At 72.6% G+C, this 23,895-nt stretch carries 24 protein-coding genes and 1 tRNA gene; 11 read left to right on the top strand and 14 right to left on the bottom strand.

Annotated elements, in window-relative coordinates; genetic code table 11:
• Positions 1 to 288 precede the first annotated feature (288 nt).
• The gene (locus tag AC4H2G_RS19540; RefSeq protein ID WP_494367398.1) at positions 289 to 1,329 is read right to left on the bottom strand and encodes an NAD(P)-dependent alcohol dehydrogenase; all 1,041 of its coding nucleotides are present in this window, start codon (positions 1,327 to 1,329) and stop codon (positions 289 to 291) included.
• 319 nt (positions 1,330 to 1,648) lie between these two features.
• Between AC4H2G_RS19540 and AC4H2G_RS19535 the strand changes: the two genes are divergently transcribed.
• Positions 1,649 to 2,695, top strand: coding sequence for a hypothetical protein (locus AC4H2G_RS19535; RefSeq protein WP_494367397.1), 1,047 nt, complete (start codon positions 1,649 to 1,651; stop codon positions 2,693 to 2,695).
• A 200-nt stretch (positions 2,696 to 2,895) separates the two neighbouring features.
• Here the strand turns inward: AC4H2G_RS19535 and AC4H2G_RS19530 are convergent, their stop codons facing one another.
• From AC4H2G_RS19530 to AC4H2G_RS19510, 5 genes are all read right to left on the bottom strand, one after another.
• Positions 2,896 to 3,468: a mycothiol transferase gene (locus AC4H2G_RS19530; protein ID WP_494367396.1), complete on the bottom strand. Its 573-nt coding sequence runs from the start codon at positions 3,466 to 3,468 to the stop codon at positions 2,896 to 2,898.
• A 71-nt stretch (positions 3,469 to 3,539) separates the two neighbouring features.
• Positions 3,540 to 3,701, bottom strand: coding sequence for a hypothetical protein (locus AC4H2G_RS19525; RefSeq protein WP_494367395.1), 162 nt, complete (start codon positions 3,699 to 3,701; stop codon positions 3,540 to 3,542).
• Positions 3,702 to 3,931: 230 nt separating this feature from the next.
• A complete protein-coding gene (locus AC4H2G_RS19520) occupies positions 3,932 to 4,657 on the bottom strand; it encodes a hypothetical protein (protein WP_494367394.1) in 726 nt (241 codons plus the stop codon).
• A gap of 119 nt (positions 4,658 to 4,776) precedes the next feature.
• Positions 4,777 to 6,984, bottom strand: a complete 2,208-nt coding sequence (locus AC4H2G_RS19515; protein ID WP_494367393.1) for a DEAD/DEAH box helicase — start codon at positions 6,982 to 6,984, stop codon at positions 4,777 to 4,779.
• Positions 6,985 to 7,326: 342 nt separating this feature from the next.
• Positions 7,327 to 7,399 (bottom strand) — tRNA-Arg (locus AC4H2G_RS19510).
• 150 nt (positions 7,400 to 7,549) lie between these two features.
• Between AC4H2G_RS19510 and uriH the strand changes: the two genes are divergently transcribed.
• The gene (uriH, locus tag AC4H2G_RS19505; protein ID WP_494367392.1) at positions 7,550 to 8,509 is read left to right on the top strand and encodes a uridine-preferring nucleoside hydrolase UriH; all 960 of its coding nucleotides are present in this window, start codon (positions 7,550 to 7,552) and stop codon (positions 8,507 to 8,509) included.
• Positions 8,510 to 8,725: 216 nt separating this feature from the next.
• Here uriH and AC4H2G_RS19500 read toward each other — a convergent pair whose 3' ends face one another.
• The 4 genes from AC4H2G_RS19500 to AC4H2G_RS19485 form a co-directional block, all read right to left on the bottom strand.
• A complete protein-coding gene (locus tag AC4H2G_RS19500; RefSeq protein ID WP_494367391.1) occupies positions 8,726 to 9,511 on the bottom strand; it encodes an amino acid ABC transporter ATP-binding protein in 786 nt (261 codons plus the stop codon).
• Positions 9,512 to 9,581: 70 nt separating this feature from the next.
• Complete coding sequence (ehuD, locus tag AC4H2G_RS19495; RefSeq protein ID WP_494367390.1) at positions 9,582 to 10,223, bottom strand: ectoine/hydroxyectoine ABC transporter permease subunit EhuD; 642 nt, start codon at positions 10,221 to 10,223, stop codon at positions 9,582 to 9,584.
• Entirely contained in the window at positions 10,220 to 10,948 is a 729-nt protein-coding gene (gene ehuC, locus AC4H2G_RS19490) for an ectoine/hydroxyectoine ABC transporter permease subunit EhuC (protein WP_494367389.1), read from the bottom strand. The genes ehuD and ehuC overlap by 4 nt, the downstream gene beginning before the upstream one ends.
• Positions 10,949 to 10,952: 4 nt before the next feature.
• Positions 10,953 to 11,921, bottom strand: a complete 969-nt coding sequence (locus AC4H2G_RS19485) for a transporter substrate-binding domain-containing protein (RefSeq protein ID WP_494367388.1) — start codon at positions 11,919 to 11,921, stop codon at positions 10,953 to 10,955.
• A gap of 379 nt (positions 11,922 to 12,300) precedes the next feature.
• On the opposite strand from AC4H2G_RS19485, the gene AC4H2G_RS19480 reads away from it, so the two are divergent.
• Positions 12,301 to 13,065, top strand: a complete 765-nt coding sequence (locus AC4H2G_RS19480) for a GntR family transcriptional regulator (RefSeq protein ID WP_494367387.1) — start codon at positions 12,301 to 12,303, stop codon at positions 13,063 to 13,065.
• Between the two features lie 55 nt (positions 13,066 to 13,120).
• Here AC4H2G_RS19480 and AC4H2G_RS19475 read toward each other — a convergent pair whose 3' ends face one another.
• Together AC4H2G_RS19475 and AC4H2G_RS19470 are read right to left on the bottom strand one after the other, a co-directional pair.
• Positions 13,121 to 13,711, bottom strand: coding sequence for a dihydrofolate reductase (locus AC4H2G_RS19475; RefSeq protein ID WP_494367386.1), 591 nt, complete (start codon positions 13,709 to 13,711; stop codon positions 13,121 to 13,123).
• A 16-nt stretch (positions 13,712 to 13,727) separates the two neighbouring features.
• Positions 13,728 to 14,498 carry a thymidylate synthase gene (locus AC4H2G_RS19470; protein WP_494367408.1) on the bottom strand — a complete coding sequence of 257 codons (771 nt, stop codon included), beginning with the start codon at positions 14,496 to 14,498 and terminating at the stop codon, positions 13,728 to 13,730.
• A 205-nt stretch (positions 14,499 to 14,703) separates the two neighbouring features.
• Here AC4H2G_RS19470 and AC4H2G_RS19465 point away from each other — a divergent pair, with 205 nt between their 5' ends.
• Positions 14,704 to 14,967, top strand: a complete 264-nt coding sequence (locus AC4H2G_RS19465) for a GlsB/YeaQ/YmgE family stress response membrane protein (RefSeq protein WP_251150233.1) — start codon at positions 14,704 to 14,706, stop codon at positions 14,965 to 14,967.
• Positions 14,968 to 15,071: 104 nt separating this feature from the next.
• On the top strand, positions 15,072 to 16,499 hold the full coding sequence (locus tag AC4H2G_RS19460) for a DNA polymerase IV (RefSeq protein ID WP_494367385.1): 1,428 nt from the start codon (positions 15,072 to 15,074) through the stop codon (positions 16,497 to 16,499).
• Here AC4H2G_RS19460 and AC4H2G_RS19455 read toward each other — a convergent pair.
• A complete protein-coding gene (locus tag AC4H2G_RS19455; RefSeq protein WP_494367384.1) occupies positions 16,496 to 16,825 on the bottom strand; it encodes a MazG nucleotide pyrophosphohydrolase domain-containing protein in 330 nt (109 codons plus the stop codon). The genes AC4H2G_RS19460 and AC4H2G_RS19455 overlap by 4 nt on opposite strands.
• Before the next feature lie 116 nt (positions 16,826 to 16,941).
• Here AC4H2G_RS19455 and AC4H2G_RS19450 point away from each other — a divergent pair, with 116 nt between their 5' ends.
• The 3 genes from AC4H2G_RS19450 to AC4H2G_RS19440 all read left to right on the top strand — a co-directional run bounded on the left by AC4H2G_RS19450 (position 16,942) and on the right by AC4H2G_RS19440 (position 18,945).
• Positions 16,942 to 17,460 carry an OsmC family protein gene (locus AC4H2G_RS19450; RefSeq protein ID WP_494367383.1) on the top strand — a complete coding sequence of 173 codons (519 nt, stop codon included), beginning with the start codon at positions 16,942 to 16,944 and terminating at the stop codon, positions 17,458 to 17,460.
• A gap of 70 nt (positions 17,461 to 17,530) precedes the next feature.
• The gene (locus AC4H2G_RS19445; RefSeq protein WP_494367382.1) at positions 17,531 to 18,466 is read left to right on the top strand and encodes a hypothetical protein; all 936 of its coding nucleotides are present in this window, start codon (positions 17,531 to 17,533) and stop codon (positions 18,464 to 18,466) included.
• Positions 18,463 to 18,945, top strand: a complete 483-nt coding sequence (locus tag AC4H2G_RS19440; RefSeq protein WP_494367381.1) for an SRPBCC family protein — start codon at positions 18,463 to 18,465, stop codon at positions 18,943 to 18,945. Before AC4H2G_RS19445 ends, AC4H2G_RS19440 begins: the two co-directional genes overlap by 4 nt.
• 149 nt (positions 18,946 to 19,094) lie before the next feature.
• On the opposite strand, the gene AC4H2G_RS19435 is transcribed toward AC4H2G_RS19440, so the two are convergent.
• Entirely contained in the window at positions 19,095 to 20,009 is a 915-nt protein-coding gene (locus AC4H2G_RS19435) for a PadR family transcriptional regulator (protein WP_494367380.1), read from the bottom strand.
• 304 nt (positions 20,010 to 20,313) lie between these two features.
• On the opposite strand from AC4H2G_RS19435, the gene ddaH reads away from it, so the two are divergent.
• Genes ddaH through AC4H2G_RS19420 form a run of 3 tightly spaced genes read left to right on the top strand, consistent with a single transcriptional unit; the run spans position 20,314 to position 23,766 of the window.
• On the top strand, positions 20,314 to 21,198 hold the full coding sequence (gene ddaH / locus AC4H2G_RS19430; protein WP_494367379.1) for a dimethylargininase: 885 nt from the start codon (positions 20,314 to 20,316) through the stop codon (positions 21,196 to 21,198).
• Positions 21,195 to 22,472 carry an ornithine--oxo-acid transaminase gene (gene rocD / locus AC4H2G_RS19425; RefSeq protein ID WP_494367378.1) on the top strand — a complete coding sequence of 426 codons (1,278 nt, stop codon included), beginning with the start codon at positions 21,195 to 21,197 and terminating at the stop codon, positions 22,470 to 22,472. Before ddaH ends, rocD begins: the two co-directional genes overlap by 4 nt.
• Before the next feature lie 10 nt (positions 22,473 to 22,482).
• A complete protein-coding gene (locus AC4H2G_RS19420; RefSeq protein WP_494367377.1) occupies positions 22,483 to 23,766 on the top strand; it encodes an aspartate aminotransferase type Ic in 1,284 nt (427 codons plus the stop codon).
• The last annotated feature ends 129 nt before the right edge of the window (positions 23,767 to 23,895 follow it).

Below are 23,895 nucleotides of genomic sequence, written 5' to 3'. Positions count from 1 at the left end.
CCTGGAGAAGTGCTGGGAAATGGCGAGGACGGTGTTCTCTCGAGGAAATGCAAAGAGCCCCGGACCATCGGTCCGGGGCTCTGCCCTCCGGCTCGGAGGCCGGGACGTAGAAAACGGAGCGCACCGCGCAGGGGGCAGGCGATGCGCTCCGTCGGGCACTAGTTTGCACGCTTCATGCGAGCGCGTCAACTCGCCCCCGGGTGAGGTCTCGGGCTGCGCCGCGAATCACCCCGTATGGCTCAGAAGACATCTGGACGACCGTCCATGTCCGGCGCCCTAAAGCCCCGGTCAGAACCGCACGACGGCACGTCCGCGCAGCGTTCCGTCCCACAGCCGGCCGTACGCCGCCGGGGCGTCGTCGACGTCGAAGACCTCCGTGTGGACGGTGAGACGTCCCTGCTGGGCAAGCTGCAGGACCTCGAAGAGCTCCCGCCGGTAGCCCCAGTACGGCACCAGGAACGACGCCTCGTACGGGGACTGGAAGAACCCCACCTTCGCCGCCGGGGAACCGTGCCCGATCCCGACGAGCGTGAAGTCCCCGCCCACGCCGAGCAGCTTCTGGCCGAGGTCGATCGTCGGCTGGACGCCGGCGAAGTCGACGACGAGGTCGGCGCCGCGGCCGCCCGTGAGGTCCTGAACGGCCTCGATTGCCGCGTCGTCCGACAGCAGGGCGTGGTCGGCGCCGACCTCGCGCGCGAGGGCGAGCTTCTCGTCGTTCACGTCGAGCGCCACGACCTGGGCGCCGCTGAGCGCCTTGAGGATCTGCACCCCGACGTGGCCGAGGCCGCCGACGCCGAGCACGACCGCCGTCGTGCCGGCGGTGAGCTTCGGCAGCGAGCGCTTGATCGCGTGGTAGGGCGTGAGGCCCGCATCGGTGAGCGGTGCGGCCTGGACGGGGTCGAGGTCGCCGATCGGCACGAGGTGGCGGGGCGAGTCGACGATCATGTACTCCGCCATCGCGCCCGGGGCACCGAGTCCGGGCGGGGCGATGCCGAGCTCGGCGGCGCGCAGGCAGTAGTTCTCCTGGCCGGCGGCGCACCGCTGGCAGACGCCGCAGCCCCACGGCCCGTAGACCGCGGCCGCGGTCCCGACGAGGCCCGGGTCGACGCCCGCGCCGACCGCCTCGACGACGCCGACGCCTTCGTGCCCCAGCGTCAGCGGCAGCCCGTAGGCGTACTGGTCCGCGGGCTGCTCCATGACGAAGACGTCGGAGTGGCACAGGCCTGCGGCGGAGACCTTGAGCAGCACCTCCCCCGGCTTCGGCTCGGGGGTGTCGATCTCCACGACCTCGGGTCGCGCGCCGATCTCTCGGTACTGGACGGCCTTCATGGCCACTCCTCTCCACTGGCTGTGCTGCTGTCGCCGGGCGGCCCACCGAGGGGACGATTCGGGGACCGCCCGGCTCCTCCACCATAAACCTGAACAAGCGTCTAGGTTTAGGGACGTTGGTCACAGGCCGCCGTCACACGATCTCCCCCTTCCGTCACGTCGCGGTCACCTCCGCCCGCAGGCGTGCCCACACCACCTGACTAGGGTGGAAGGACGCCCGCATCCGACGCCGGACCGCGGAGCGCCCGGCGCACGCGCCGGCCGGAGGAGAGCGGGCGGGACCAGCTACCCGACTCGAAAGACGCGGACGACAGACGACGTGACGACCTCCCCCAGCACCCGCTCCTCGCCGGGCGTGCCCGACGGTGCGCCCGCGGCGCCCGACGAGAAGGCTCCCGAGGCGCCGAAGCTCTCGCTCACGCAGGTGATCGCGAGCGCGCTCGCCGCCGTGAGCTCGACGGTGCTGCTCTCGTACTTCGGCATCGCGGGGACGATCATCGGAGCCGGTGCGGCGAGCGTGCTCACCGTCGTGGCGAACTACGCGTACACGCGCTCGATCCAGAGGACCGGCCAGCAGCTCAAGCCCGTCGTGAGCCACCTCGCGCCCCGGGCCCGTGGTGGGACGGCGAGGCTGCCTGCGGTCCCGCGCGGCGACGACACGCAGCCGCTCCCCCGGCCGTGGACCGACGCGGACGACACGGCGGCGACCGCCGTGCCGCGCGGGAGCGTCCCGGCCGACGACGGCGGGACCGCCCCGGTCACCGGGGCGACGGGCGCGCTGCCCCTCACCGCGGACGACGCGGTGCCGGCCGACGACGCCGCGCGCCCCGGCCCGTGGTTCCGCCTCATCGACCGCTACGGGACGGGCAAGGTGCTCGTGGTCTCCGCCGCGGCGCTGTTCGTCGTCGTCATGGGCGTCGTGCTCGTCGCCGAGCTCGTGATCGGCAAGCCGATCTCCGACGCGGTGCGCGGGCAGGAGGGGTCGGGGACGTCGATCAGCCGCACGACCACCACGGAGGACGACGGCACAGGGACGGGCAACGTCACGCCGTCGCAGGAGCTGCCCGACGGCGGCACCACGACGCCGACCCCCGACCCGGCCGCGCCCACCGACGACACCACCACCGAGGCGCCGACCCCGGAGCCCACCGAAGGGCCGACGGACACCCCGTCGGTCGAGCCGACCGACCCGACCACCCCGACGCCGGAACCCACGGAGCCGGTCACGCCCGGCGGTGAGACCGGCGAGACGGGAGGGACGGATGGCGAGGGCACCGGCTCCGGCGAGACGGGCACGGGTGCCGGTGGCGACTCGGCTGAGCCTGCCCCGGTGCCGTCGTCGACGCCGGGAACGCCCGGCGTGTAGCCCTTCCGCGGACTTTCGGCGTCGAGGAGCATGTCCTCATGACCCGACGACGCGTCTCCCCCCTTGTCCGCTCGAGTCCGCCGGTCTCGCGTCGGGAGACGAGGTCGAGGTGTGGGTCGGCGACGGTTGCGCGGAGTCGTTCCCCGTGCAGTGCAATGTGGTCGCAGTGCGGGTCGTCGGCTGACGACAGCGGCTCCGGCTCACGTCTCGCGATCGTCGGGAGGGAGCATCGGCCAGCCGGGCGGCGGGTCCTCGCCGACGCGGCCGTCGATCGCCTCGCGGAGCAGATCCATGTGACCGGTGTGCCGCCCGTACTCCTCGATCATGTCGTGCAGGTGGCGCCGCACCGTGGGACGGGCGTCGCCGAACTCGAGATGCCCCGGCTGGTCCAGCCCGCCGTCGGCCACGAGCTCGCGCAGCCGGACGCGCGAGCGCCCGACGGCGGCCTCCCACAGCCCGTACACCTGCTCGGCCGTCTCGTCGGGGTCGACGGTGAACTGCCAGCGTGCGACGTCCTCCTCGGGTACCGACAGGAACGTGACGGGCGGCCGGCCCGACATCCGCCAGCAGAACACGTCGTCCTCGCACACGGCGAGGTGCTTGAGCAGGCCGCCGACCGTCAGCTCGGACGTCGGGACCGCGCGGGCTCGGAGCTGTTCCACGTCGAGCCCGTCGGCCTTCCAGCGGAACGTGGCACGGAGCCGTTCGAGGGTCCCGACCAGGTGCTCGACGTCGGTGCCGGCGAGCGGCGGTTCCCAGGAGGGGTCGGTCATGGCACGTCCTTCGTCTCGACGTCGTGACGTGCCTCACGATACGACGGACCACCGACGGACCGGCCGTGGCCTCAGGGCCGACGTGACGGCCCGCTGGAATCGCCGCGCTTCGTCACCTTCGCCAGCATCTCCCGGGCCTTGCGCTGGTTCTCCGGCTTCGCCATCTCCCGCTGAGCGACCTGCGCCGCCTTGAGCGCGACACCGCTCTTCATCACCTTGTTCAGGAATCCCATGGTTCGCTCCTCTCGCGGTCGTCATGCGAGCGTAGGCCAGGATCGGTGGGCACGCGGAGGCCGACGTCGGATCAATCGGTTCAGCAAGTGTCGAAGGCCGCGCCCCGGCCGAAACGCATGGGGCCGAGCGCCGATCCACACCTTGTACGGTGGGCACATCGACGTAGCGCCCAGTTGACGCTTCGGCGCAATGGCCGGTGGCGACAGGGACGTCGTCGACGGCCAGTCCGTCACCGGGTCCAAGTTGTGAGGTCATCGCCACTCAGCACATAGCCGCGCCGTTCGAGAAGTCGACCTGTCGAGAGATGATCGAGACCAAGCAGTCTTGCAAGGTCATTGCACTTCCAGGCGCCCTTGCTCGCTATCAACCGCGAGACCCGCCTAGTAACCTGCCCCTGGTGGAGCCATGCACGACCGTCGCGATGAAGCCGTCGAAGCCGTCTCCTGACGAGCCGGCGCTGGATGCCGAGCAGAATGCCAGCGCCGCCATAGAGCGTCAGCAGGTCATTGGCGACGGCCCATGCAGTTCGCTCGCTGAAGTACTCGTGCGCGACCCCACCGAGTTCGACGAAAACGCCGAGCGGGCCGCCTCCAACGCCCGCGGCGGGATAGACGGCGATATCTGTTTGATCGGTCGCGCGGGTGCCAAAGTAGGCGACGACATCGCTCACCTTGAGATCCGGATGCAGGAGGCAGGTGCCTACAGAATCCGTGCGCAGGCGGCTCGCATAGCGCGCGTGGTCGCTGGGCAGGACCCACAACGACATGTCGCTTGAGCTCATGTACTGGGTCCACAGCCGGCTCTCCGCCGCGTTGATTCCTGCTCGTTTGACCACAACGGAGAAGGATTCTTCGAGAGTGCATGTCACGGCGAGAGGTGTCGGGCCCATCGTCTCCGAAGGCTCAGAGTAGAACTCCGCGTTGACCGCCAGAAACCGCAGCGTCACCGGTTGCATGTACGGATCATCGCATCGAAGGGGCAACGCTGTGGCCGCCAAGTGGAGTCAATACAGGAGACGGTCGAGTCCCCAGGAGCAACCGTGCCTCTATGGTCCAGCGGGAAACGACTGGTGGCTCACACCACGCTGTCGGCGCCGAGCGCGTCGGTGAGCAGCCCGACCAGCGCCTCGAGCTGCACGTCCTTGGCCGACGTGGAGTCGTCGTCCGACGCCCCGTCCAGCGCCCGGGCGGCCAGCCCCGACTTGCTGTCGATGAGCTCGGCGATGCTGGCGTCGATGGTCTGGGCCGCGATGATCCGCCAGGCCGTGACGGGCTCGTCCTGGCCGATCCGGTGGACGCGGTCGATGGCCTGGGTCTGCTCGGCGTCGGTCCAGGACAGCTCGGCCAGCACGAGGTTGGAGGCGACCTGGAGGTTCAGCCCCACACCGGCGGCCGTCAGGGAGCACACCACGATCGACACGTCGGGATCGTTCACGAACGCGTCGATGTTCTTCTCGCGCACCTTCGGCGTCTGGTCGCCGCGGATCGAGGCGTAGCGGATGCCTCGCTGGGCGAAGGTCTGCTCGGCCTCGTCCATGACGTCGACGTGCTTGGCGAAGAACACGACCTTGCCGACGTTGCGCGCGAGCTGCGCGGCGTAGTCGGCGGCCGGCCCGGCCTTGGCCTGGCCGATCCGGCGGACCATCGTGAACACGTTCTCGCCGCGGGCCTTCGAGCTCGAGTCCTTGAGCTCCGCGGCCGCCACCCGGCGCGCGAGGTCGAGATCGACCTCGCCACCCACCGTGACTGCGGCGTCGGAGCCGGCGCGCGCCGCCTCGGCGGAGCGGTAGCGGTCGGCCAGCCGGCGCGCGAGCGCCGTCTCGGCGGCGCGGATCGAGCGGCCGGCCGCGCCGTCGAGCTCCACCGGCAGGTCCGCCACCCGGCGGGCTGGGATGTCGGCCACCACGTCGGCCTTGCGGCGTCGCACGATGCCCCGGTCGATCACGGCGGCCCGGGCGGCGGCGTAGAAGCCCCGGTCCGCGGGGGTCAGGCCGGTGTCCTCCAGGGCGGTCATCAGCTTGCCGACCGGCTTCGTGTCGTCGATCCAGCCGAGGAACTGCCAGATCGCCCGGAAATCCTCGATGTCGTTGATGAGCGGGGTGCCGGTGAGCGCCATGAGGAGCGGCCGCGCGGTGCGGGTCCGGATCCGCTCGGAAAGCGCGAGGACGTGCTGGGACCGTTGCGATCCCTTGTTCTTGATGAAGTGCGCCTCGTCGACGACCATGCCGCGGAAGCCGAGGTCGCCGAGCCAGCCGACGTGCCGGTCCAGGAGCTCGTAGTTCACGATGACGACGTCCGCGAACGCGTCGACCTTGTCGCCGTCGCCGTGGACGACCGTGGCGTTGCGCAGCGGCGTCCACATCCCGACCTCGTGCGCCCAGTTCGTCTTGACGACGTTGGGAACCACGACGAGCAGCGGGAACGCGTCCGCCGCCTGGGCGGCGAGCAGCGCCTGGGCGGTCTTGCCGAGCCCGGGCTCGTCGGCCAGGAGGAAGGTGCGGTGGCCGCGGGCGGTCGCCGCGACGACCTGGGCCTGGTGCGGCATGAGCTCACGGCCGAAGGACGCGGACGTCGAGCGGGCCTCGGGCAGCGCCATGCACGCAGGAGCGCCGGGGCCGGCCTGCTCGAAGGACCGGAAGAGCGGCTCGAGCAGCTCCCAGCCGGCGAGCCGGCGCGCACGAGCAGCCGTCCGCTCGGCGGCGGCCTCGAAGTCCGGGGCGAGGAACGGGTTGGCCAGCTGGCGCGAGATCACCGACCGGGGCACGACCCGCTTCTCGGCGGGTGCGGGCGCAGCCGGAGAGGTCGGCGAGGCCGACGACGCCGCCCCCGGCGAACCCGGCGCGGCGGACGTGTTCGGTGCGGGCTCCTCGGGCGGCTCCAGCCCGCCGGCGCGCATCACCGTCGCCTTGTACTCGCGTGCCGCGTCGGAGACCCGGGCGTCCTCGCCGAGCAGGGTCAGCAGCGTGGTGTCCCGGACGGCGATCTTGGCGAGCAGCGTCGCGACGCCGTCGAGCCGCTTGAGCTCCTGGTCCCGCTTGCCCGCGGTCAGAGAGCCGTCGGCCATCACCCGGGCGCGCTCCTCGCGCACGAGCAGCGCCACGACCTGGAACTTCGTGCGCACCGCCGGACGCGTCGGCGGCCGCCGGACCGCGCCGTCGAGCTCACGGGCGATGCCCGCGAGCACCGGGATGATCCCCTTCTCGGAGGGTCGTGGGGCGCGGCGGCGCTGGGCGCCGGGGTCAGGGCGCGCGCGACCGGTCCGCCGCTGGCCTGCTCGAGCCACATCTCCTCCTTCGTTCCATTCTCACACCGACCGTGACGCAGCAGGCCGGGTCGCGACCCGCCCGGCGGGCAGGTCGAGCGCCGTGGCGCCAGGAGCCGCCTCCAGGCTCCCGCCAACGGGTACCCCGCAGGCACGCAGCCGCACACCGGCAGCGAGGGTCGCCCCTCGACCGGGCCGTGACGGCGGGCTCTACCGCAGTCTTCTCACGTCACGCGACGGACGAACCGCCGCGCGAGTCGGCCTGCCGACCGCACGCTCACCAGGAGGACGACGCCTCGCCGCCTCCTGCGCCTCGCCACCGACACACCTGGGACGAGCACTACCGTGGAGAGATCCACGCTGTGCGCCTGGCCAGATTCGAACTGGCGACACCCGCTTTAGGAGAGCGGTGCTCTATCCCCTGAGCTACAGGCGCGAAGCCCCGGGGGGCGGGGCCGCAGCACAGCCTAGCCGCCCGGGCCCGTCCGACGCGAAGCGCACCACGCGACGTCGGGCACGAGCCGGGCAGAGCGCACCGCGACGTCCGCCACGTGCCGCGCGTGCAGCACCGCGCGAGGATGGGCGCGTGACCCCCGAGCCCATGCACCCGCGGAAGATCGTCCTCGACTGCGACCCGGGCCACGACGACGCCGTGGCGATGCTCCTCGCCCACGGCTCCCCCGCGATCGACCTCGTCGCCGTGACGACCGTCGCGGGCAACCAGACGCTCGAGAAGGTGACGCGCAACGCGCTGTCCGTCGCAGAGGCCGCGGGGATCCACGTGCCGATCGCCGCGGGCTGCGACCGCCCGCTCGTCCGGCCGCGGATCGTCGCGCCGGACATCCACGGCGACTCGGGCATGGACGGGCCGGTCCTGCCCGCCCCGCGCCGCGCCGTCGACCCGCGGCACGCCGTGGACCTGATCATCGAGACGGTCCTCGCGGCGGAGCCCGGCGAGATCACGCTCGTGCCCGTGGGTCCGCTGACCAACATCGCGACGGCGGCGCGCAAGGAGCCGCGCATCGTGCCGCGCGTCCGTGAGGTCGTGATGATGGGCGGCGCGTTCCACGGCGGGAACCGCACTCCCACGGCAGAGTTCAACGTCCTCGCCGACCCGGAGGCCGCGCACGTCGTGCTCAACGAGGCGTGGCCGGTGACGATGGTCGGCCTCGACCTCACCCACCAGGCCGTCGCGACCTCCGACGTCCGCGACCGCATCGCCGGCCTCGGCACCGCGCCGGCACGCTTCGTCGGCGAGCTGCTCGACTTCTACGGCGGCACCTACAGCGCGACCCAGTCCTTCCCGCACCCACCGGTCCACGACCCGTGCGCCGTCGCCTACGTGGCCGACCCGTCGGTCATGACGACGCGCCGCGCGCCCGTCGACGTCGAGCTCACCGGCACCCTCACGACCGGCATGACCGTCGTCGACCTGCGCGGTGACGAGCCGGCCGAGTGCCGCACCCAGGTCGCCGTCACGCTCGACCACGACCGCTTCTGGACCCAGGTCATCGACGCACTGCGCCGCATCGGCGACCCGACCTGACGGCGAGCATGCCCGTGGCCCGTCCGGAGAACCGGACGGGCCACATGGTGGTGTCGACGATGCACCGAGCGGTCGACGGTGGAGCGAGGGGTGGGGCGGGTCGTGGCGGGCGATGACTGAACAGCCGGGAGCGCCGTGCCGGGCGGCGGATGGTAGACCCGCCCCGCCCCTCGCGGAACCGTCGGCCGCGGACCCGACCACCGACACACCGCCGACTCAGCCCAGCACGGCCTTGAGGAACTCCTGCGTGCGCTCGTGGGTCGGATTCGTGAACATCGTCTCCGGGTGCGCCTCCTCGATGATGTGCCCGTGGTCGAACATCAGCACGCGGTTCGACACGTCGCGCGCGAACTGCATCTCGTGCGTCACGAGCAGCATCGTGATGTCCGTCGTCTCGGCGATCTCGCGGAGGACGCCGAGCACGTCGGCGACGATCTCGGGGTCGAGCGCGGACGTGACCTCGTCGAGCAGGAGGATCTCCGGGTCCATCGCGAGCGCCCGTGCGATGGCGACGCGCTGCTGCTGGCCGCCCGAGAGCTGGTTGGTCCGGAAGTCGCGCTTGTCCGACATCCCGACCTGCTCGAGCAGCTGCTCCGCGCGGGCGACGGCCTCGCCCTTCGACTGCTTGAGCACGTGCACCGGCGCCTCGATGATGTTCTCGAGCACGGTCATGTTCGGGAACAGGTTGAACTGCTGGAACACCATCCCGACGCGGTTGCGCACGACGCGCCGCCGCTTCTCGGGCACCTCGACCCGCTTCTCGCCGCGGTACTCGTGCGTGTACGGGTCGCCGTCGATGAGGATGAGTCCGCCGTCCGCCTCCTCGAGCGTCATGAGCAGCCGCAGGATCGTCGTCTTGCCGGATCCCGACGGGCCGATGAGCGTCACGCGGTCGCCCTTGGCGACGCTGAAGCTCAGCCCGTCGAGCACGACGTTGTCGCCGAACCGCTTGACGACGTCGGTGAACTCGATCGCGGGGGTGGTGCCCTGGGTGGTCGACACGCTGTCCTCCGGGGATGTCGCTGGGCCGGTCGCACAGCCGGTCGCTGAGTCGGTCAGGGAGTCGATCACGTCAGGCAAGGCGTCTCTCCATCCGTCGTACGAGGAGCGACGTCGGGTAGCTCGCCGCCAGGAAGATCAGGCCGACCAGGGTGAGCGGCTCGATGTAGGAGAACGTGTTCGCGCCGTAGTTCTGCGCGGCCGCGAACATCTCGACCACGTAGATGGCGAACAGGAACGGCGTCTCCTTGAACATGGAGATCGCGTAGTTGCCGAGACCCGGCAGGGTCTTGCGGATCGCCTGCGGCAGCACGACGGCGCGCCACGTCCGCCCGCGCGGGAGGTTGAGGGCCGTGGCCGCCTCCCACTGACCGCGCGGCACCGCGTCGATGCCGGCGCGGTAGACCTCGGACATGTAGGTGGCGTAGTGCACGCCCAAGACCGCGCACCCGATGGCGAGCGTCGGGACCGTAGGCAGCAGCAGCGCGGCGAACACGAGCTGCACGAGCAGCGGCGTCGACCGGATGAACTCGACGACGACGCCGACGGGCACGGTGACCCAGCGCGAACCGGACCGCCGCACGAGCGCGACGAGCAGACCGAGCACGGAGGCGATCGCCATCCCGACGACCGTCGCCACCAGCGTGATCTTGAAGCCCTCGAGGAGTGCGGGCAGCACCTCCCAGGCGCGCTCCCAGCTCCAGATGTCGTTCATGCCGCACCTGCCTTCGCCGTCGTGGGGACCGGCGCGAGCCGGAGCACCTCGCGCAGGCTCGGGCCGGCGCCGAGCCGGTTCTTCGCGCGCACCTCGAGCGCGTTCATCCCGAGCGTCAGCAGGTAGGCGATCGCGAAGTACACGAGCAGGCCGACCGAGTAGGAGAACACGGTGTCCTGCGTGGTGCGGCGCAGCTGGTCGGTGAAGAAGTTCACGTCGTGGAGGAAGATGTAGGTCGCCAGCGCCGAGCCCTTGAGGAGCTGGATCAGCAGGTTGGTGAGCATCGGGATCATCAGGGCCCACGCCTGCGGGAAGATCACGCGGCGCACGCGGTGGAACGGTCCCAGGTTGAGCGCCGTGGAAGCCTCCCACTGCCCCACCGCGACGGAGTTGATCGAGCCCCGGACCACCTCGGCGCCGTACGCGCCGTAGTTGAGGCCGAGCGCGACGATCCCCACGGCCAGCGACTCCATCTTGAACCCGAAGACGGGCAGCACGAAGAAGAGCCAGAAGAACTGGACCACGAGGGACGTGCCGCGGAAGAACTCCACGACCACCCGGGAGGGCCCGCGCACCCACAGGGAGCGGGTGCGCGAGCCGAACCCGAGCAGCAGGGCGACGACCATCGCGAGGACCGCGCCGCCGACCGTCAGCTGCAGGGTGACGAGGACACTCTCACCGAGCTGCGGGAGCCTGCCGAGAAGTGTCTGGATGTCGTCGGACATCGGGTCAGGAGTCCAGACCCAGCTCCGGGCCGAGCTCGCCGGCGATCGCCTCGAGGTCGCCCTCGCAGAGCATCTCCGCCGTCAGCCCCTCGACGGGACGCTCCGCCTCGGTGAACCCGAACGGGCCGAGGACGTCCTCGTACTTCTGCGGGTCGGAGACGATCTCCTCGAGCTTCTCGTTGTAGGCGTCGAGCAGCTCGGTGTCGGCCTGGCGGAACACCGTGGCGCCCGCGCCGATCTGCGGCACGCCGTCGATCACGGCGACGAACGCCTCGGTGGCCTCGACCGCGGCGTCCGACCGCTCCGCGAGCGCTCGCAGCGAGATCCCGGTGAGGGCGAACGCGTCCGCGCGCCCGGACACGACGGCGTCCAGGCCGTCCTGCGGGCTGCCGACCTGGATCGTCTCCACGCCGGTGTCCTCGGCGTAGCCCGCCTCGATGGCACCGCCCATCACCGCGAGGGTGACGCCGGCGTCGACCGCCGACTGCCAGTCGTCGAGGCCGTCGGGGTTGCCCTCGGGCACGAGGAACGCGGTCGTGTACATGATCTCGGGCTCGCTGAACGCGGCCTGCTCGCAACGGTCCGGCAGGATCGACATGCCGGCGCTGATCGAGTCGAAGCGATCGGCGTTCAGACCGGGGATCAGGGAGTTCCACTCGGTGAGCGTGCCCTCGACGGTGTCGATGCCCAGCTCGGAGTAGATCGCCTCGTTCAGCGCGACGGCCGCACCGGTGAGCTCGCCGCCGTCGTCCTGGAAGCTGTAGGGCTCCTCGCCGGCGAAGCCGACCGTGATGGTCCCGCTCTCCTGGAGCTCCGCGAGGGTGCCGCTGCCGCCCCCGGTCGTCTCGCCGTCGGTGCCGTTCCCGCCTCCGGAGTCGACGCTCGAGCAGGCGGTGGTGACGGCAAGGAGGCCGACGGCGCTCGCGGCGAGGAGCGCGCGGCGTCGGGTCGCGGTGGATCGCGTGGAAGTCATGGTTCCCTTCGTGCCCGTCGACGCGTGACGCGGCGGACGGTCGTGGGTAGCTGGACGATCGAACACGCTAACGCGATGTCGACCATTCGACAATCCGCTCGTCCTACTATCCGATTGTCTACAATCAGACAGTGTCAGGTGTTCACTGTCCCGGAGGGCGTCACCACCGCTCGCTCCAGAGCCGTAGGAGACACCCGCTGACCTGCACCGACGCTCGTCGTGTGACCGCCGCGTCGCGAACTGCACGGCGGCTCGACCGCAGGCCGCGCTCCGGCCTCCGACAGGGGATGATGTGATACCGGATCGTGACCTCGACCGTCCCGCACGCACACCCGGCCCGGCGGGCCCACCACTGCACGACCTCAGAGAAGGAGAGCCGATGAGTCCCGCCTCGCGCGCGCCCCTCGGCAACGCGCCGTTCCTCTCACCGGTGACGCGCCCGTCGACGGTCGACCTCATCGTCCGTGAGCTCCGCGACGCCATCTACTCCGGCGCCCTGCGCGTCGGCACCCCCATCCGCGAGGTCGAGATCGCGAGCCAGCTCGGCGTGAGTCGCGGCCCGTTCCGCGAGGCCGCCCAGCGCCTCGTGCAGGAGGGCCTGCTCACCGCGACGCCGGGTCGCGGCCTGAGCGTGGTGACCATCGGGCGCGAGCGCATCCCTGCCCTCTACGCGGCGCGAGCGACGGTCGAGACGACGGCCGCGCGCCTGGCCGTCGCCCGCGCGTCGGACCCCGAGGTCGCGGCGGTGCGTGGCGCGTACGAGGCGCTCGTCGAGGCGGGCCGCTCCGAGGACGCGCGGCGCATCGGCGACGCGGATCTCACGCTGCACTGGACGCTCGTCGCAGCCGCGGGCAACCCGTGGCTCCTGCGGTGGATGACGACGCTCATCGTCGAGGTCCGTGTCGCGAGCTTCACGGTGAGCGACGAGTACGCGGTGCGCCGCGACTCCGCGGCGTCGCACGCGGACATCGTCGAGCGGCTCGAGGCGCGTGACGCCGACGGCCTCGTCGCCGCGATCACGGCGAACCTCGACGGCGCGGTCGAGCGCCTCACCGCGCCGCAGGACGCCCACGTCGAGACGCTTGAGGAGCCGCACCCCGTCCCGCCGCCGCGCCTCGAGCCGATCGAGCCGACGGGGCTCTGACCGCGCCGACCAGGAGACGGTGACGGCCGACCAGGAGACGGTGGCCCGTCCTGACCTACCGACGAGCCGCGATGACCTGGTCGACGGAGCGGTCGGCGGGGCGCACGAACGTGACGACGCGGTAGCGCAGGCCGGTGGACGACGTCGCCCACTCCCCCGCGTCAGCCCGCCACCCGGCGGGGACGCCCGGCGCGAACGTGTCGCCCTCGACGACCGCGTCGATCTCGGTGACGACGCACCGGTCCGCCCGATCGATCGTCGCCGCGTAGAGCTGCGCGCCGCCCATGACCCACACCTCGCCGTCCACGCCCGCGGCAGCGCGCGCCGCCGCGAGGGCGTCGTCCACCGACCCGGCCACGCGCACGGGCGCACCGACCTCCCCGGGCGCGCGTGCGCCGTCGGCCACCGCGCCGTCCGGAGCCCAGCCGTCCCGGCGCGTGACGACGACGTTCGCGCGGCCGGGCAGCGGCCGGAACCGGGGTGGGAGCGACTCCCACGTGCGCCGCCCCATGACGACGGGATGCCCTGACGTGACGCGCCGGAAGTGCGCGAGGTCTTCGGGCAGGTGCCACGGCATCGTGCCGCCCGCGCCGATGACGGGACGACCGGCGGCGTCGCGAGCCTGGGCCCAGATCAGTCCGAGCATCAGAGGGCCGCGCCCGTCATACCGCGATCGGTGCCTTGATCGTCGGGTGGTGCTGGTACCCGACGACCTCGATGTCCTCGTACTCGTACGCGTCGATCGAGTCGCGGGGCGCGAGGCGCAGCGTCGGGTACGGGTACGGCGCGCGCGTGAGCTGCTCGCGCACCTGCTCGACGTGGTTGTCGTAGATGTGCACGTCGCCGCCGGTCCACACGAAGTCGCCGACCTCGAGGCCCGTCTGCGCCGCGACCATGTGCACGAGCAGCGCGTACGACGCGATGTTGAACGGCACCCCCAGGAAGAGGTCGGCGGAGCGCTGGTAGAGCTGGCACGAGATCCGGCCGTCGGCGACGTAGAACTGGAACATCGTGTGACAGGGCGGCAAGGCCATCTGGTCGAGCTCGGAGACGTTCCACGCCGAGACGATGTGGCGCCGCGAGTCGGGGTTGGTGCGGATCTGCTCGATCACCTGGGCGACCTGGTCGACGTGGCGGCCGTCCGGCGTCGGCCACGAGCGCCACTGGACGCCGTAGACGGGGCCGAGCTCGCCGTCGGCGTCGGCCCACTCGTCCCAGATCGTCACGCCCTGCTCCTGCAGCCAACGCACGTTCGACTCCCCGCGGAGGAACCACAGCAGCTCGTACGCGATCGACTTGAGGTGCACGCGCTTCGTGGTGATCAGCGGGAAGCCCTGCGACAGGTCGAAGCGGATCTGCCGGCCGAACACGCTGCGCGTGCCCGTCCCGGTCCGGTCACCCTTGGGCGTCCCGTTCTCCACGACGTCGCGCAGGAGGTCCTCGTAGGGCGTCGGGACCGTGCCCGACGGCGCGGGCTCCGCCCCGTGCGCAGGTGCGGTCCGGGCGTCGGCTGCGTCGAGTTCCACGGTCGCCAGTGTAGGCGCGAGGCCGTTTCGACGTGCGAGCTTCCTTCACCTCTGCCAGTGTTCACGGTCGTAGGGGGAATACCTCACAGTTCCGACGAAACGGAGATTTACCATGGGTTGGCTCGCCTACATCGTGCTCGGGCTCATCGCCGGACTCATCGCGCGCTTCGTCCTTCCTGGCAAGCAGACCAGCTCGCTGATCATCACGATCCTCCTGGGGATCCTCGGCGCCCTCCTCGGCGGATGGCTCGGCTCCGTGCTCTTCGGCACGAGCCTCGGCGACCTCGGCGACTTCCGGACCTGGCTCCTCGCCATCCTCGGGTCGCTCATCACGCTCGGCGTGTACGGCGCGCTCACCAAGCGCAGCCACGCCTGACCTCTCACGACCCTGCGGGCCTGGTGCCGTCCTCGGACGGCGCCGGGCCCGCGGTCGTTCCCCGGGCAGCGCGCGGTGTCGGAGGGACACGGCACAGTGGTGCGGTGAACCTCGCCCGCGTGCCGCTCGCCCCGGTGCTGCGCGCCCGGGCGACGGTCGCGCACCTGGACGCCGATGCGTTCTTCGCGAGCGTCGAGCAGCACCAGCGCCCGTCCCTGCGCGGACGCCCCGTGCTCGTCGGCGGGCTCGGCCCGCGCAGCGTCGTCGCGACGGCGTCGTACGAGGCGCGCCGGTTCGGTGCGCGCTCGGCGATGCCGATGGAGCTCGCGCGCCGGCTCTGCCCCTCGTCCACGGTGGTCGTCGTGCCGCGCTTCGCGGCGTACGCCGCCTACTCCGACCGGATCATGGCGGCGCTGCGCGAGGTCACCGACCTGGTGGAGCCGGTGAGCATCGACGAGGCGTTCGCCGACCTCGACGCAGCGGCCGGACCGGGGACGGATCTCGAGGATCTCGCGCTGAGGATCCGGGAGCGCGCACGCGAGCTCAGCGGGCTGTCGGTCTCGATCGGGCTCGGCCGCTCGAAGCTCGTCGCGAAGCTCGCCTCGGAGGACGCCAAGCCCGGCGGGGTGCTCGTCGTGGACCCGGACGACGAGGACGACTTCCTGCTGGCGCTGCCGGTGCGGGCGCTCGCGGGTGTCGGCCCGGTGTCCGCGGCGCGCCTCGACGAGCTCGGGGTGAGCACCGTGGCGGACCTGCGCCGCCAACCGCTGGACACGTTGCTGATGGTCGCCGGAGAAGCGGGCGGCACGAACCTGTACCGGATCGCGCGCGGCTGGGACGACAGGCCCGTGACGACCGTGCGCGAGCGCAAGTCCGCCGGTGCCGAGCACACGTTCGACACCGACCTGCACGGCCGGGCGGCGATCTCCCGGGAGCTGGACCGCGTCGTCGACTCCGCGCTCGCCCGCCTCGAGCGGCACGCCGTCGCGGCGCGCACCGTCGTGGTCAAGGTCCGCCTCTCGTCGTTCACGACGCTGACCCGGTCGGTCACGCTGCCGCGCCCGACGTCAGACGAGGGCGCACTGCGGTCCGCGGCGCACCGCGCGCTGGCGCTCGCGGACGTCACCGAGCCCGTGCGGCTGCTCGGCACGTCGTTCCACGCCCTGTCGGAGCACGCGCAGCTCATGCTGCCCCTGGAGGACGAGGTCGAGCCTCCGGCAGCGAGCGCCGCTGCGCCGCCACCGGCACCGGTCCCGGCCGGGCAGGACCCGGCCGCACCAGGCCCGGCCGGACCGGCACGGGCGGTGGCCGCCGACGTCGCACCCGGGCTGGACGTCGAGACCGCGTCCGACGGCCGTGGCTGGGTCGTGCGCGTCGGCGACGACGGGCGCGTCGCCGTGCGCTTCGAGACCGCGCAGACCGGGCCGGGCTACCAGCGCTGGGTCGATCCGGAGGCCGAGGACCTCGTCCTCGTGGCCCCGCTCGGGCCTGACGGCGAGCCCGTGCACCCCCCGGAAGCCGACGACACCTAGCGCGCTTCTCCCCAGTCTTCGAGGTGGCTCGTCAGGTCCTGCATGGTGTGGCTGAAGGCCGTTTCGAGGTCGACGCCGTAGGTGTCGGCGATGGTCAGCACGGCCCAGAGGCAATCGGCGAGCTCATGGGCCAGCGCGGCGTCCAGGTCGCCTCGCGGACGGATGCCTGCCTTGCCCTGAACGAGCTTGGCGAGGTCGCCGACATCGCCGAGGAACCCCAGCATGATCTCTTCGGGGGTCCAGGATCGGCCGTAGCGTTCAGCCTCGACCGCGGCGTACTTCGCTCGCACTGCGCGAGCCTGGGCCTCCATCTCGTGAAACTGCATGCCCTCATGCTGGTCCACGACGGTGCCGCACAGAGGGAATCGCCGACGCAACACGCGCGTTCCTCCGACGGCGGACCGTCCGGCTGCCACGACCCGAGGAGTGCGAGGATCGACGCATGACGACCCAGCCTGCCGAGAGCACCCTGAACCCCGCCGACGAGGCTGAGCGCGACGTCCCCGCGGCGTCCCCCGCGCCGGCCGACCCCCTGTGGGTGGAGCGCACCGGGAACCGCACGTACACGGGGCACTCGGCGCGCGGCGCGCAGGTCTCGATCGGCCCGGCGAGCGAGGGCGCGGTGTTCACGCCCGGTGAGCTGTTGAAGATCGCGCTCGCCGCGTGCGCGGGCATGAGCACGGACCGCACGTTCGCGCGGCGGCTCGGCGACGACTACCAGGTGACGATCCACGTCGAGGGCGCCAAGCTCGTCGAGGAGGACCGCTACCCGAAGATCACGGGCACGTTCGACATCGACCTGACGTCGCTCGACGACGACGCGCGCGACCGTCTCGTCACCGTCGCCGAGCGAGCGATCGACAAGGCGTGCACCGTAGGACGGACGGTCAAGGCAGGGGCCGAGGTCGAGTACCTGTTCCAGCCGGAGGGCGCGGGCCGCGAGGTCGAGACCCAGGCCTGACCAGACCGCAGCGGCTGACCGGGACGACCGGACGACCGGACGACCGGACCGCACGATGACGGGAGGCGCGATGGCGCACAGGCAGGACCCCTCGAGGACCCCCGCGACGTACGGCGGCACCCCGGACTACGGGACGCCGCCCCGCGAGGGCGCACCGGACGACGTCGCGACGCGGGACGCCGCAGCGACGCAGGACGCCGTCGAGTGGGCCGCGTACCGGCCGACGCCGCTGCTCGACGCCGCGCTGGACAAGTCGGTGACGATCCCGTCGCAGGTGATCCGCGCGCACGTCGACTCCGTGCGCCGCCGGAACCCGGAGGCGGGCCCGGCCGAGGTCATCCGCATCCTCGAACGGGAGTACCTGCTCGTCATCCAGGCCGCCGGGGGCGCCGTCGGGGCCGCAGCGGGCATCCCGGCGGTGGGCACCGGCGTGGGGATCGTCCTCACGTCCAGCGACATCGCGACGTTCTTCGCGTCGTCGGCGGCGTTCTCGCTCGCCGTGGCGGACGTGCACGGCATCGCCGTCGACGACGTCGCCCGCCGCCGCGCGCTCCTGCTCGCCTCGGTCCTCGGGGAGAAGGGCGCGCGCGACGTCGAGAAGGCCGCCCAGGGGTCGGGCCTCGCCTGGGGCAAGGTGCTGCTGACCCGGATGCCCGCCGGGACGCTCGTCAAGGTCAACAAGGCGCTGGGCAACCGCTTCCTGCGCACGCAGCTGGCCAAGCAGTCCGGCCTCGCGCTCGGCCGCCTCGTGCCGTTCGGCATCGGCGCGGTCGTCGGGGTCGCCGGGGCGCGGGCGCTCGGGCACGGCGTCGTCGCGCAGTCGCGGCGGGCGTTCGGCCCGCCGCCGTCGACGTTCGGGCGGATCCTCGAGGTCGTCGAGGCGCCGACCGAGGACGCGCGGCCGACGCTGGTCCCCGTCCCGGAGGACGCCGCTCCCACCCGGGGTCGACGGCGGCTCCTGCCGGGGCGTCGTCGTCGCCAGGACCCGACGCGAGACGCCGGGTGACGACCCACCGGGTCGCGGTCGGGCGTGAGCTGCCCGTCGACGCGACCGTCGCGTTCGCCTGGGTCGCCGACCCGCGCACGCACCCCCGCTTCATCCCGCTCACGCGGATGGCGACGCCGGCCGGGCGCGGTCCGGAGGTCGGCGACCGGTTCGCGATGGTGAGCGGGCCGTTCGTCGGTCGCGGCGCGCGCGGCGTGGTCGACCGGATGGTCGTCACGTCGCTGGAGCGGCCGTCGACAGGCGCCGGTCGGACCGGGCGCACGAGCGTGCGCAAGGAAGGGCCCGTGCTGCTCGGAGACGCAGGCTTCGACGTCGAGCCGCTGGGGGCCGGGCGCTGCCGTGTCGTGTGGTGGGAGGACGCCTACCTCGCCGGTCCGCTCCCGCGGTCCGTCACGGGCCCGCTCGTCGGCCTGGTGCTGCGCTGGATGCTGCACGCGTCGCTGCGCCGGCTGGAGACGCGCCTCACCGCACGCGGCTGACGTGGCCCTCTCGCCAGACCGTCGGTCCGTCCGCGCAGCCCGGCGCCGACACCAACGTAGACGCCGACGCCGAACCCCGGGTTGTCCCCCGATCAGCGGTCTGATCGAGGGACAACCCGGGGTTCGGCAGGTCGGGCGGTCAGATCACGTCAGGCGGTGGGCTCGTCGCTCGTGCCCGACGGCGCGTCGTCGTCCGTGCCCGACGGCGCGTCGTCCGCCATGGGCGCGTCCTGCACGTCCGCGGGGTGATCCTCCACGTCGGCGGGGGCGTCCGACGGCGTCGGCCCGGCGAGGATCAGGTAGAGGTCGCGCCGCGCGCGCTCGAGCAGCTCGGCCGCGGCCTTCGCCTGCTCGTCGGTGCCCGTGCGGGCGACCTGGTGCACGGCGGCCGCGACCGCCTCGACGCCGGCGCGCAGCGCGTGGCGCGAGCGTCCGCCCCGGCCCGCAGCGTCGGCGAAAGGGTCGCCGAGCTGGCCGGCCTGCTCGGTGACGACGGCGCGTCCGGCCTCGGTGAGCGAGGCGAGCCGGCGCCCGCCCTCGGCCGAGAGCTCGACGAGCCCCTCGTCCTGCAGCAGGTTGAGCGCGGGGTAGACGGCTCCCGGGCTCGGGCGCCACTGGCCCTCGCTGCGGTCACCGATCTCCTGGATCAGCTGGTAGCCGTGCATCGGCTGGTCGGCGAGGAGGAGCAGGATCGCGGCACGGACGTCGCCGCGCCCCGCGCGGCGCGGCCCACGGCCGCGATGACCGCCCCGGTGCCCGCCGGGCCCGAAACCGGGGCCGAAGCCCGGTCCGAACCCGGGACCGAAGCCCGGGCCACGGCCCTCGGGGCCGCCGAAGCCGCGGCCCTCGGGACCGCGCGGACCGTCGGCCGGGCCGCCGAAGCCGCCGGGTCCGCGACGGGCGCCGCCCCGGCCACGGCCGGAGGGGACGTCGCCGCGGAACCAGGCCGCGTCGTCAGGCACGGGCGGGAAGCCGTCGCGGCGACGGCGGCGCGGACCGCGCTGCTCGCCGGAGGGCTGGGACGTCTCGGGGTGACGACCCCGGTGGTGGTGTGCGTAGCTCATGGAGGTTCTCCTGGGTGAGGGTGTCTGGTGGGCCCGGGGCGTGTGCGGCGGGCCGGTCACTGCGGGTGCCCGGCGACGTCTCGTCGCCTCGGGCGGTGTCGCGAGTCGCATCGAGTGGCTCAGCGATACGCTAACGATATATCGCTAGAATATCGCTGTCAACGCCTTGTCAGACGCGCGCGGTGCCGGGCCACCGGCCGCGCGCGGACGTACGCTGGCAGCCAGCACGTCACCCGGCCGGACACCCACGGCCGGGTCACCCCGGGCCCTCACCCCGCGGCCCGGTCTCAGCGAGGAGGCGGCGATGCACGCAGACCACCCCCGGCGGTACCTCATGTGCCGGCCGACGTACTTCACGGTCAGCTACGAGATCAACCCCTGGATGGACCGCAGCCGACCGGTCGACACGCCGCTCGCCGTCGCCCAGTGGGAGCGCCTGCGCGACACGTACCGCGACCTCGGGCACACCGTCGAGACGATCGACCCGGTCCCCGGTCTGCCCGACATGGTCTACGCGGCGAACGGCGCGACCGTCGTGGACGGCCTCGTCTACTCGGCCCGGTTCCTCCACCCCGAGCGCGCGGCCGAGGGCCCCGCCTACCTCAAGTGGTTCGCCGACCACGGGTACGTCACGCACCTCGCCGAGCACGTCAACGAGGGCGAGGGCGACCTGCTCGTCGCGGGCGACGTCGTGCTCGCGGGCACCGGATTCCGCACCGAACGTGCCGCGCACGCCGAGGCCGCCGCGCTGTGGGGGCGCGAGGTCGTGACGCTCGAGCTCGTCGACCCGCGCTTCTACCACCTGGACACCGCCCTCACGGTCCTGCGCGGCAACCAGGGCGGTCCCGTGCCCGACGGCGGGGCTCACCCCGCACTCGTCGGCGCGCCCCCCGTGGACCTCACCTACTACCCCGACGCCTTCTCCCCCGCCGCGCAGGAGACCCTGCGCGAGCGCTTCCCCGACGCACTGCTCGCCACCGAGGAGGACGCCGTCGTGCTGGGGCTCAACGCGGTGAGCGACGGGAAGCACGTGGTGCACAACCCGCGCGCCGAGCACCTCGCGGGAGCGCTGCGCGAGCGCGGCTACGCGCCGATCGGCGTGGACACGTCCGAGCTGCTGCGCGGCGGCGGCGGCGCCAAGTGCTGCACGCTCGAGATCCGCGGGCTCCGCGCCGGAGGTGCCGCGTGACCGCGCAGGACGTGCGCCCGGCCGACCCGCGCCCCACCACGCAGACGCTCGCGCACAACTACCACCCGCTCCCCGTGACGATCGCGACCGCCGAGGGGTCGTGGGTCACGGACACGGGCGGCCGCCGCTACCTCGACCTGCTCGCCGGGTACTCCGCCCTGAACTTCGGCCACCGGCACCCGGCGCTGGTCGACGCCGCGACGCGCCAGCTCGGGCGCGTCACCCTGACGTCGCGCGCGTTCGACCACGACCTGCTCGAGCCGTTCGCCGACGCGCTCGCCGCGCTCGTCGGGCCGCTCACCACGGGTGGCGCTCCGACGGGCGGCGCGGACGCCGGACCGGGCACGGCCGTGCTGCCCATGAACACCGGCGCGGAGGCCGTCGAGACGGCGATCAAGACCGCCCGCAAGTGGGGCTACGACGTCCGCGGGGTCGCTCCGGGCGAGGCGACGATCGTCGTGGCGTCGGGCAACTTCCACGGCCGAACGACGACGGTCGTGTCGTTCTCCGACGACCCCGACGCGCGCGACGGGTTCGGCCCGTACACGCCGGGGTTCCGCGTCGTACCGTTCGGCGACGTCGACGCGGTCGCGGACGCGATCGACGAGACGACGGTCGCCGTGCTCATGGAGCCGATCCAGGGCGAGTCAGGGGTGGTGGTGCCGCCCGACGGCTTCTGGCCGGCGCTGCGCGCGCTGACCGCCGAGCGCGACGTGCTGCTCGTGGCCGACGAGATCCAGTCCGGCCTCGGGCGCACCGGGACGACGCTCGCGTGCGAGCTATGGGGGGTGCGGCCCGACCTCGTGACGCTCGGCAAGGCGCTGGGCGGCGGCATCCTGCCGGTGTCCGCGGTCGTGGGGCGCCGCGACGTGCTCGACGTCCTCACGCCCGGGACGCACGGGTCGACGTTCGGCGGCAACCCGCTCGCGTGCGCCGTCGGGATCGCCGTCGTCGACCTGCTGCGCTCCGGCGAGCCGCAGGCGGCGGCCCGGTCGCTCGGGTCGGCGTTCCACGCGCGCCTCGCCGGGCTCGTGGAGGTCGGCCTGCTCGACGGCGTGCGCGGCGTCGGGCTGTGGGCCGGGCTCGACCTGGACCCGGCGCGCGGGACCGGTCGCGACCTGTGCGAGGCGCTGCTCGCGCACGGAGTGCTGGCGAAGGACACGCACGGGTCGACCATCCGGCTCGCGCCCCCGCTGACCATCTCCGCCGACGACCTCGAGACGGGGATGTCCGCCCTCGAGAATGCCCTGACGGAGCTGGCCGACGATCGGTAGAGTCCGGAGCGTGACCACCGTGCACCCGGACCCCTCCGCCCTCGCCGCGTCCCTCGACGACCTGCGCCGCGCCTACGCGGACCTGCAGGCGCTCGGGCTGAAGCTCGACCTCACGCGCGGCAAGCCGTCCGCCGAGCAGCTCGATCTGTCCGAGGAGCTGCTCGCCCTGCCCGGCGAGGGCGTGCACACGGACGATGCCGGCACGGACGTGCGCAACTACGGAGGTCTCGACGGGCTCCCGCAGCTGCGGCGCATCTTCGCCGAGCTCCTCGGGGTCCCGGTGGACCAGCTCCTCGCGGGCGGCAGCTCGAGCCTCACGATGATGTACGACACGCTCGCCGACGCCATGCTGTTCGGCGTGCCCGGGTCCGAGCGACCGTGGAGCCGTGAGGAGCGAGTGCGCTGGATCTGCCCGGTGCCCGGCTACGACCGCCACTTCACGGTGTGCGAGGCGCTCGGGATCGAGATGGTCACCGTCCCCATGACGGCGGACGGTCCGGACGCCGAGGCCGTCGCCGCGCTCGTCGCCGACGACCCGAGCATCAAGGGCATGTGGGTCGTGCCGACGTACGCGAACCCCGACGGGTCGGTCGTGACGGAGGAGGTCGCGCGCCGGCTCGTGTCGATGCCGACGGCCGCGCCCGACTTCCGCATCCTGTGGGACAACGCGTACGCGCTGCACCACCTCACGCAGGACGAGGTGACGACCGCCGACGCGATCGGTCTCGCCGCGGAGGCGGGCAACCCGGACCGTGTGGTGCTGTTCGCGTCGACGTCGAAGATCACGTTCGCGGGCGCGGGCGTCGCGTTCCTCGCGTCGTCGCCGGCCGACGTCGCGTGGTTCCGCAAGAACCTGTCGGCGCGGTCCATCGGCCCGGACAAGGTCAACCAGCTCCGCCACGCGCTGTTCTTCGGCGACGCCGAGGGCGTGCGCGAGCACATGCGCAAGCACCGCGACATCCTCGCGCCGAAGTTCGAGGCCGTGACCGGCATCCTCGCCGGGCGGCTCGGGTCGTGGGGCGTCGCGGCGTGGACCGAGCCGAAGGGCGGCTACTTCGTGAGCCTCGAGGTGCGGCCCGGGACGGCGTCGCGCGTCGTCGAGCTCGCGAAGGCGGCGGGCATCGCGCTCACGCCGGCCGGTGCCGCCTACCCGTACGGCAAGGACCCGCAGGACACGGTGCTGCGCCTCGCGCCGTCGCTGCCCCCGCTCGAAGAGGTCCGCGTCGCGATGGACGGCGTCGCGACGTGCGTCCTGCTCGCCGCCGCGGAGCAGTCCGCCGGATCGCTGAGGTAGAACCGCCGGTCGCGAGATAGAACCCCGCGAGCTCTATCTCGCGACCGGCGGTTCTATCTCGCGACCGAGGGCCGCGTTCCGCTCCTGACGTATCTCACTGGACCCTGTCGGACCCTCGGCGCACGATGG

It is taken from the genome of Cellulosimicrobium sp. BMG9.23 (assembly GCF_059159985.1).
Note: the sequence above shows the minus strand (reverse complement) of the source record. Positions and strands in the feature narration are given on the sequence as shown.